Origin of the sequence: Streptomyces sp. NRRL B-24085 (assembly GCF_001282115.1) — a bacterium.
GTDB lineage: Bacteria > Actinomycetota > Actinomycetes > Streptomycetales > Streptomycetaceae > Streptomyces.
Window position 1 is genome coordinate 1 of sequence record NZ_LJBR01000402.1, and the last position, 8,156, is coordinate 8,156.

Below are 8,156 nucleotides of genomic sequence, written 5' to 3' on the forward strand. Positions count from 1 at the left end.
CGGCACCGCCGCCCCGGCCCCGCACGCCCCGCACCCGCACCCGCCGCCGCCCTCGTAGGTGAGGTCGTCGGTGTCGGGCGGCAGCGCCTCCGCCGCACGGTCGGCGGCGTCGGGGCCCGGGGTGTCGAACAGGGCGTCCAGCAGCGGCCGTACGAGACGGCCGACGGAGTACCCGTCACAGATCGCGGGGTGCACGGTGAGGCGGAAGAGCGTCGTGCCGGCCGGTCCGGGTGCGGCCCGCAGCCGCCACAGCCGCTCCCCCGCCGCCCCGTCGTCCTGGCCCGGCGGCGTCCCCTGCCGGAAGCACAGCCCTCCGTCCGCGCCGTCGATCCGCAGCGACAGCAGCGGCAGCCGGCCGAGCCACCGCCGTACGGCCCGCTCCACCCGCTCCGGTGCGAACGTGCCCCGTACGGTGAACGAGGTGGTGAGCCGCCCGCTCCCGCGCGTGAGGGCGTGGGTGTAGGCGAAGGTGGCCTCCGTGGCGCTGAGCCGGCGCTCCCCCTCGCCCCCGTTCACGCTCCCTCGCAGCGCACGGTGTTGGACAGGGTCACCCCGTGGCTCGCGAAGTCCAGGGTGACGCGGTCGCGGTCGGCGATGCGGAAGCCGTCGTGGAAGCTGCTGCGGTCGGCGCCGAGGTAGACGTAGTGCACCCGGCCGGGGACGCTCAGGGCGTCGTAGGAGAACAGCTCGGACATGATGTCGTCGAGGCCGTAGTGCAGGGCCTTGGTGCCGGTGGTGAACTCGCCCCGCCAGCACGGCTCGCCGTCCCGCTCGATCGTCACCTGCCCGGTGACGTGCCGCGGGGGTTCGCCCAGGAACAGCCAGGGCGCCACGGCCGCGTCGCAGAGTTTGGCGTAGGACAGGTGGCCCCGGTGGCGCCGGAAGCGGCCGATGTCGGTGAGGTCGTTGCCGAAGGTGTAGCCCACGTACCGGGGCCGGCCCGCCGCGTCGGTGACGTGGACGAGGACGACCTCCGCCTCCTCGGTCAGCGCGACGGACCCGTCCGGGGCGCGCAGGTCCTGGCCGGGCAGTTTCAGCACGTCACCGAGGCCCTTGAGGAACCAGTTCGGCTGGGCCGGGGTGTCCGCGTCCACCTTGACGTTGTGGGTCTGCATGAAGCCGCCGACCATCGCGCCGCCGGGGTGGTCGGGCAGCAGCGGCGGCCGGAGGGTCACCTCCCCGGCGGGGACGGTCACCGCCTCGGCGTCGGCGAGGTCGTCACCGGCGAGCAGCAGGTCCGCCAGGCTCCGGTCGCCGAGCGGTACGAGGCGCAGCGGCTCGCCCTCGCGGGGCAGGCCGAGTCCGATGTGGCGGCGGCCCTGATAGGTGCATTCGAACAGCACGGTCATGGGAGTTCCTGCCTTTCCGGCATGAGAGGAAGCGTTCCGGCACGAGGGGAAGCGGTCACGGCTCGCGGTCAGAGGTCCCGTACCGCCCAGCGCTCGGCGTGCCGGGCGAGGTCCATGCCCCAGCCGGTGCCGTCCGCGGGACGCAGGGTGTTGGTGTCCCGGTCGACGGCCGGGGGCGGGGCGACGATCATCCGCGGGAAGAAGCGGTCGGACTGCCCGGCCTCGACGGTGAGCGCGTCCGGGTGGGCGAAGGCCAGGGCCCGGCCCGCGTTGATGAGGGGGCCGACCTCGGCGACCTGGACGCCGAACTGGAAGCGGATCCCGTTCTCCCGGGCGTACGCGACGAGCCCGGCGGCCGGCAGCGGTCCCCCGTTCTTGGAGACGCGGATGTTGAACGCGTCGCAGGCCCCGGACTCGACCGCCTTGCGGGCGTCCCGGGCCGTGCACACCGACTCGTCCAGCATGACCCGCACCCCGCCGTCCCGGCGCAGCACGCGCAGTGCCTCCCAGGAGCCCTTGGGCAGCGGCTCCTCCACGTAGTCGACGCCCGCCTCGCGCAGTCGGTGGGCGTGTCCGACCGCGTTCGCCGGGGTCCAGCTCATGTTGGCGTCGACCATGACGGGGACGTCGTCGCCGAGCTTGTCGCGCAGGGTGCGTACGGTCCGGGCGTCGTGCTCGACGTCGTCCGAGGCCTTGATCTTCACGAAGTGGAAGGGGCCGCGGGTGGCGAGGAACTCCTCGGCGTCCAGGCTGAGATCGAGCACCTGGGAGACGGGAAGACTCGGCGGGGACCCCGCCCCGGCGGCCGGTCCGGGCGGCAGCAGGTCCCGAGCGCCCGCCCCCAGCCTGCGGCCCAGCCAGTCCAGGACCGCGGTCTCCAGCAGACAGAGCAGGTTGTTGCCCCCGTCGACACCGAAGACGCGGGCGAAGCCGTCCCGGTGCAGCAACTCCAGTGTTTCCTCGGGCGGATGCCCGGTCAGCCGGGCGAACAGGGCGTCGCGATCGGTCTGTTCCAGCGCGCCGCGCACGCTCGCGGTGGTCTCGCCGGTGACGTAGGAGCGCGGCGCGCACTCCCCGAGGCCCGTCACTCCCCCGGCCGTGAGGCTCAGGACCAGGCTGTCGGAGGTGCGGCGGCGGGCGGCGGGATGGTCGAACGGCGTCCGCATCGGCAGTTCGACGTGGTACAGCCGGGCCCGCCCGGCCTCAGACGCCACGGTTCACCCCCTGGAGCAGGGTGTACGTCGACGTCCAGTCGACCAGGTCGTCGCTGACGTCGGTGTAGAAGAGGTAGTGCCGGTCGGTGGGGAACCGCATGAGCGCGCCCCGCCCGGCCACCAGGTCCTGGAAGACGGACTGGGCGGCGTCGAGGTCCACGATCGGGTCGGTGATCCCGGAGACGAAGGTGGCGGCGGGCACCGGCGCGGTGGTGGGCCCGCCGGCCAGATAGCGCCGCTCCAGGTCGAGCAGCACGGCCCGCGACCGCCGCGTCAACTGCCGTACGGCCAGGTCGTCGTGGTCGATGAAGTGCTGGTACTTGACCTCGTCGGTGAAGTCCGCGGCCCGCAGCCCCGCGTCCCACAACTGCTCGCTGCGGTCGGCCGCGATCGCCTCCCGGGTGTCCGCGTCGAGGGTGGCGTGCATCCGGCCGAGCCAGGAGGAGCAGAACACGGCCGCGTCGTACGGGGTGGTGAACCCCTCGTGGCACATCAGGGCCGCCATGAAGGAGCCGCCGAGGCAGTGCCCGAACAGGGACAGGGGTACGGTGTCGCCGATCATCGCCCGGACGAACGCGACGGCCTGCGCGTAGTCGCCGAGGACGGTGTCGGCGTCGGGTATCCCGCCCCGCGGGCCGGGGCTGATGCCGCTGCCGCGCCGGTCGAGGACGAAGAACGCGATGTCGTTGTCGGCGAAGCGCGGGCCCACTTCCCACAGCCACCCGGCGTGGCTCTGGAGTCCGTGGAAGTAGAAGACGGCTCCCTTGATCCGCTCGGGCCGCCACACGTGCAGGGCGAGCCGTGTGTCGCCGCACGGCACGTCGATGATCTCGCGGCGGATGTTCTGCGGGGGCCTGATGGTCTCGATCACGGTGAACTCTCCTCAAGTGGAAGGGCGGTCGGGGCCGTTCAGTCGGTGACGAGGGCGCCGACGAAGTCGACGTCCTGCTGGAAGGGCTTGTACTTGTACTGGGTGGCGTTGCCCTGCTGCCGCCGGGACTCGACGTACGCGGCGATCGCGCCCTGCGCCACGGTGCGCACCCGCAGTCCGGCGAGGCGTCCGCTGTCCCGCTTCGAGGCGTACTCGATGTTGATGACGGACAGCTCGCGGTCGATCGCGCCGGACAGTTCCCGGTCCAACTCCGCGGCGGGCTCGGGCACTTCGACGACGACCGTGTAGGAGGGCAGCTCGTCCCAGCGCGGGCCGCACATGTACAGCCCGGTCTCCAGGCCGCTCGCCGCGAGGCCCTGGCGGATGGCCTGGGTGACCTGGCCCTCGGTGATCTTCTCGCCGGTGAAGGAGTGGAAGACGCCGTCGCGGTGGGTGAAGTGGATCCAGGGCGTGCCGTCCACGATCCGGTCGACGCGGTAGATGTCCCCGGTCCACAGGCGGTACAGGCCGTTCCCCTGAGACATGATCAGGTGGTAGTCGCGGCCCGCCTCCACCTCGTCGTACAGCAGCGTCCCGACCTTCTCGCCGGCGTCGAGGAGCGCGCCCAGCGGCACGTCGGCGGGGACGAACTCGAAGTACGCCTGGCTGACGGCGAGCGGCTGGCTCTCCAGGGTGTCGTCCACGGGGACGGTGGTGACGCCCTCGGTCCCGCAGCTCATGAAGGGCAGCTTGGCGACGCCGGGCAGGACGGCGTCCAGCCGCGGCCGGTACAGCTCGGCGGACGCCGACAGCCAGCAGCTGTACAGGGTCAGGGACGGCCAGACGTCGACCAGGCTGAAGTCGTCCTTCGCCAGCACGCCTTCGAGGTGTGCGGCGGCCCGCTCGTCGGGATCGGTCCAGGGCCTGCCGTGCAGCGTGCCCGCGCGCAGGTCGCGCACCAGCTCGGCGCCGTGCTCCGCGATCAGGTCGCGCAGCGAGACCAGGGTGCTGGGGTTGATGGCCGAGATGTAGTGCAGGTCCTTGCCCACGAGGTTGCGCACCCGGTGGTACATCCGCCCGGCGTGACTGGTGGGCGCGTCGGGGCCGAACCAGGGGGACTCGTACCACGGCGGGTTCCAGTCCCGGCTGTTGAGCTGCGGGTGCCGGTTGCTGATGGCCTGGTGCTCGACCCCGTGCACGAAGTCGAAGACGTCCTCGCGGACGGTCTGGGTGTCCAGGGTGGCCCAGGGGTGCGCGAGGATCTCGGGGTGGAGCTCCAGGCAGGTGCCCCACATGGCCTTCATCGCGGGGATCCGGTACGTCAGCAGCCAGTGCAGCGTGTACGGGACCCGCTTGGGGGTGCCGGTCGTGCCGCTGGTCTTGAGCCAGCGCAGCACCGGGCTGCACGAGAGGATGCCGCCCTTGGTGCGGGTCTCGCGGTCGATCTCCTCGGCGAAGTCGTTGTAGCGCATGACCGGCAGGACCGACCGGAAGCGGGCCGGGTCGGCGGCGATCACGTCGTACCCCTTCTCCTTCCAGTGCAGCGAGGCGGCGCCGATGTCGATGAGGTCGTCGAGGACCCGGGCCTGGGCGCCGGCCGGGTCCTTCAGGTCGGCGAGCAGGTTCTGCCGGGCCCGCAGGCACTCGTCGACGAAGGGGTCGCGCCGGGTCTGCCAGTGCTGCTGCCAGGGGGACGTCTGCGCGAGCTGGGGGGTCTGGGCTGTGTCCACTGCTGTCTCTCCTCGGGAAAACCGTGCCGACGGCCCGTTTTCGGGCATGGGTCGGCACCGCGCGGCGGTGGCCGGACGGTGGGGTGGCGGATGGATCAGGTGTGGTGCTGGTGCGGAGGACCGTCGGTCAGGCGTCGTGCGCCGGGGCGGTCTCACCGGCCACGAGGGCGGCCAGTTCGTTCAGGTCGTACAGGGCCTGACGGCGTGTCCCGTAACGGGTGAGCTTGCCGCGACGGGCCCACTGGCGGATCGTGCCCTCGCGGACGTCGAGGGCGAGTGCCGCGAGCGAGGTGGGGACGCGTCTGCCGGGGGCGGGGTGCGCGCTGTTCATGCCGTCTCCTTGGCCTCGGACATCGACTGGCGGCGGTTCAGCAGGAGCCACTGGCGTGGCGTCAGGACGTGCCCGGCGCCGCACATCGGGCCGCGCAGCACCAGGTCCTCGCCGCCCCGCTCGGGCAGCGTCACCTCGGCCTCGCAGCCCGGTTCGACGCAGGTGCCGAGCGGGACAAGGCCGGGCCTGGGCGGGGCGACCACGAGCCGCAGAGTGGTGGCCACGCGGGCGATCCCGTCGGCCGCCGGGCCCGCGGCGGGGTGGGCGGCCAGCAGGCCGACGTGCCGGCCGAGGAAGGCGGCCAGCGCGGGCACGGTGCGCTCCGGCGGCTGCCCGTCCCCGGTCGAGTCCAGCACCAGCCGGGCCCAGGAGGCCAGTTGGACGACGGCGTCGTGCCGGGCCTCCAGCGCCGCGTCGCTCACGGGCGGCGGGTCCGGGCGGTGGCCGGTGACCCGGGCGAGGCCGCCCTGCCGGGCGGGGAGCACCAGGTGCTGCTCGCTGTCGTGGTGGAGTGCGGGCAGGGCGGCCAGATCGGCGGCCAGGGCACGCGTGCAGGGTCCGCAGAGCCGGGCGCCCGGTTCGGCGGGCCTGCGCCGCAGGACTCCGGAGCGGGCCGCGCGGTGACAGCGGTTCGACGCGCACTGCGCCGGGAGGGAGCGTCGGGACGTCGGGGCGGCCATGGTCGCCTCACCTTCGGGGAGTTCCGGCCCGGAAGCCGGAGGGAAACGGGATGAAAAGAGGACGAACAGGAGAACCCGGGCAACAAAAAAGCGCCGCTCGATGGCGGCGCTACGGCACTGCGAGGACTCCTGGAAGAAGGCAGACTGCCTCGCGAAAGAGTGTTACACGGCTGCTGCGACGGGCGCAAGGGGCTGGAGGAAGAGATGCGGCGGGGGAGAACGAGGACGGCAGGTGCCGTCCCCGCCGTCGCGGGGCACATGTCAGCGGGGCGCCGGCACACCGAGCACCCGGTCGCGCAGGACGGGGAACTCGGCCCGGGTCTTCGCGACGAGCGCCGGATCGAGGTCGACGACGAGCGTCTCCTCGCCGGGCCCGGCCTCGGCCACGACCTCGCCCCACGGGTCGACGACCACGCTGTGGCCGGCCTGCTCCACACCGGCGTGCGTGCCGGCCGTACCGCAGGCCACGACGTACGCCTGTGACTCCACGGCGCGGGCGCGGGCCAGCAGCGACCAGTGGGCGCGGCGGGCGGCGGGCCAGCCGGCCGGGACGAGGAGGAGTTCGGCGCCCGCGTCCACCAGCAGCCGGAACTGCTCGGGGAAGCGCAGGTCGTAGCAGGTGGCGAGGCCCGCCGTCAGTCCCGCGGTGGCGTCGCCGTCGAGCACGGCGGTGACGGTCTCGCCGCCCCGGGCCAGCAGGGCGGCCTCTCCCTGGTCGAAGCCGAAGCGGTGGATCTTGCGGTACGCGCGGGAGAGCCGGCCGTCGGGGCCGAACAGCAGGGAGGTGTTGTACAGCTCGTCCGCCGGGCCGCGTTCGATGACGGAACCGGCGTGCAGCCACACCCGTGCCGCGGCCGCGGCCGCGCCCATCTCCCGGGCGGTGGGGCCGTCCAGCGGCTCGGCGTGCCCGGCGAACGCGTCGAAGGCGAACGCCCCGACCGTCCACAGTTCGGGCAGCACGACCAGGTCGCTGGTGTGCTGGCGGCGGACCAGGTCGGACACGCGGGCGCGCCGCTCGTCGGCCGGTTCGTCGGGGCGTACGGCGATCTGGAGGACTGAGGCGCGCACGGGGTCTCCGTTTCGTGGTGAGTGGCCGTCAGGCACGGGGGCGTGGGTCAGCGCAGGTGGGAGGCGCCGTTGACGTCGAGCACGGCGCCGCTGCACCACTCGGCCCGGGCGCTGCTCAGCCAGGCCACCGCGGCCGCGATGTCCGAGGGCACGGCGATCCTGCCGAGCGGGCTCTGACTGCGCACCTCCTCCTCGACGGCTCCGACGAGCACGGGTTCGGTGAGGTCGGTGCGGACGAAGCCCGGTGCCACGGCGGTCACCGCGATGCCGAGCGGTCCCAGGGACTGGGCGAGCGACTGGGTCAGCGCGTGCAGGGCGGCCTTGGCCGCCCCGTAGGCGGGGGCGTCGGGTTCGCCCCGGTAGGCGCCGCGCGAGCCGACGTTGACGACGCAGGCGCCCTGCGGGCCCTGGAGGCGGTGCCGCAGATGGTCGACCAGGCACCAGATCAGGTCGGCGGGGCCGAGCAGGTTGACGTCGACCAGGCGCCGCCAGTCGGCCTGCCAGTCCTCGTACGGGGTGGTGGCGACGGGCTGCTCGGCGTACACGCCCGCGTTGTTGACGAGCACGTCGACCGTGCCGAGCCCGGCGACCGCGGCGTCGATGATCTCCCGGGCCGCGCCGGGGGCACCGATGTCACCGGTGACCAGGACGTGTCCGGTACCGGGGAGGGCGTCGAGCACGTCCCTCGCGGCCGCGGAGTCGGCACGGCAGTGCACGGCCACGCGGTGCCCCGCGGCGGCGAGTTCGGTGGCGACGGCGGCCCCGATGCCCCGGGAGCCACCGGTGACGAGCGCACAGCGTCGAGTCATGGATCGAGCCTTTTCGTGGAGGGACAGGGGGGGGATCAGGGGGCGCGGGTTCAGGCCGGGTCGCGGAAGGGCGAGCGCGAGGCGCCCGCCGGACACTCGTCGGC

9 protein-coding genes are annotated in these 8,156 nt (G+C 73.4%); all 9 read right to left on the reverse strand.

Annotation, left to right across the window (positions count from 1 at the left end; all coding sequences use genetic code 11):
- Positions 1-516 (reverse strand): hypothetical protein (locus AOJ26_RS34600; RefSeq protein WP_159044458.1); only part of this gene is annotated, 516 nt, incomplete at its 3' end.
- A complete protein-coding gene (locus tag AOJ26_RS34605; RefSeq protein ID WP_053852325.1) occupies positions 513-1,349 on the reverse strand; it encodes an FAH family protein in 837 nt (278 codons plus the stop codon). The genes AOJ26_RS34605 and AOJ26_RS34600, both read right to left, overlap by 4 nt.
- Before the next feature lie 68 nt (positions 1,350-1,417).
- Positions 1,418-2,563, reverse strand: a complete 1,146-nt coding sequence (locus AOJ26_RS34610; RefSeq protein ID WP_234358746.1) for an enolase C-terminal domain-like protein — start codon at positions 2,561-2,563, stop codon at positions 1,418-1,420.
- A complete protein-coding gene (locus AOJ26_RS34615) occupies positions 2,553-3,434 on the reverse strand; it encodes an alpha/beta fold hydrolase (RefSeq protein WP_053852326.1) in 882 nt (293 codons plus the stop codon). The genes AOJ26_RS34610 and AOJ26_RS34615 overlap by 11 nt, the downstream gene beginning before the upstream one ends.
- Before the next feature lie 38 nt (positions 3,435-3,472).
- Entirely contained in the window at positions 3,473-5,164 is a 1,692-nt protein-coding gene (locus AOJ26_RS34620) for a GH3 family domain-containing protein (RefSeq protein ID WP_053852327.1), read from the reverse strand.
- Positions 5,165-5,291: 127 nt separating this feature from the next.
- On the reverse strand, positions 5,292-5,495 hold the full coding sequence (locus tag AOJ26_RS34625) for a hypothetical protein (protein ID WP_053852328.1): 204 nt from the start codon (positions 5,493-5,495) through the stop codon (positions 5,292-5,294).
- Entirely contained in the window at positions 5,492-6,175 is a 684-nt protein-coding gene (locus tag AOJ26_RS34630) for a hypothetical protein (RefSeq protein ID WP_053852329.1), read from the reverse strand. The genes AOJ26_RS34625 and AOJ26_RS34630 overlap by 4 nt, the downstream gene beginning before the upstream one ends.
- Before the next feature lie 261 nt (positions 6,176-6,436).
- The gene (locus AOJ26_RS34635) at positions 6,437-7,243 is read right to left on the reverse strand and encodes a carbon-nitrogen family hydrolase (protein WP_053852330.1); all 807 of its coding nucleotides are present in this window, start codon (positions 7,241-7,243) and stop codon (positions 6,437-6,439) included.
- Positions 7,244-7,290: 47 nt separating this feature from the next.
- The gene (locus tag AOJ26_RS34640; protein ID WP_053852331.1) at positions 7,291-8,052 is read right to left on the reverse strand and encodes an SDR family NAD(P)-dependent oxidoreductase; all 762 of its coding nucleotides are present in this window, start codon (positions 8,050-8,052) and stop codon (positions 7,291-7,293) included.
- Positions 8,053-8,156 lie beyond the last annotated feature (104 nt).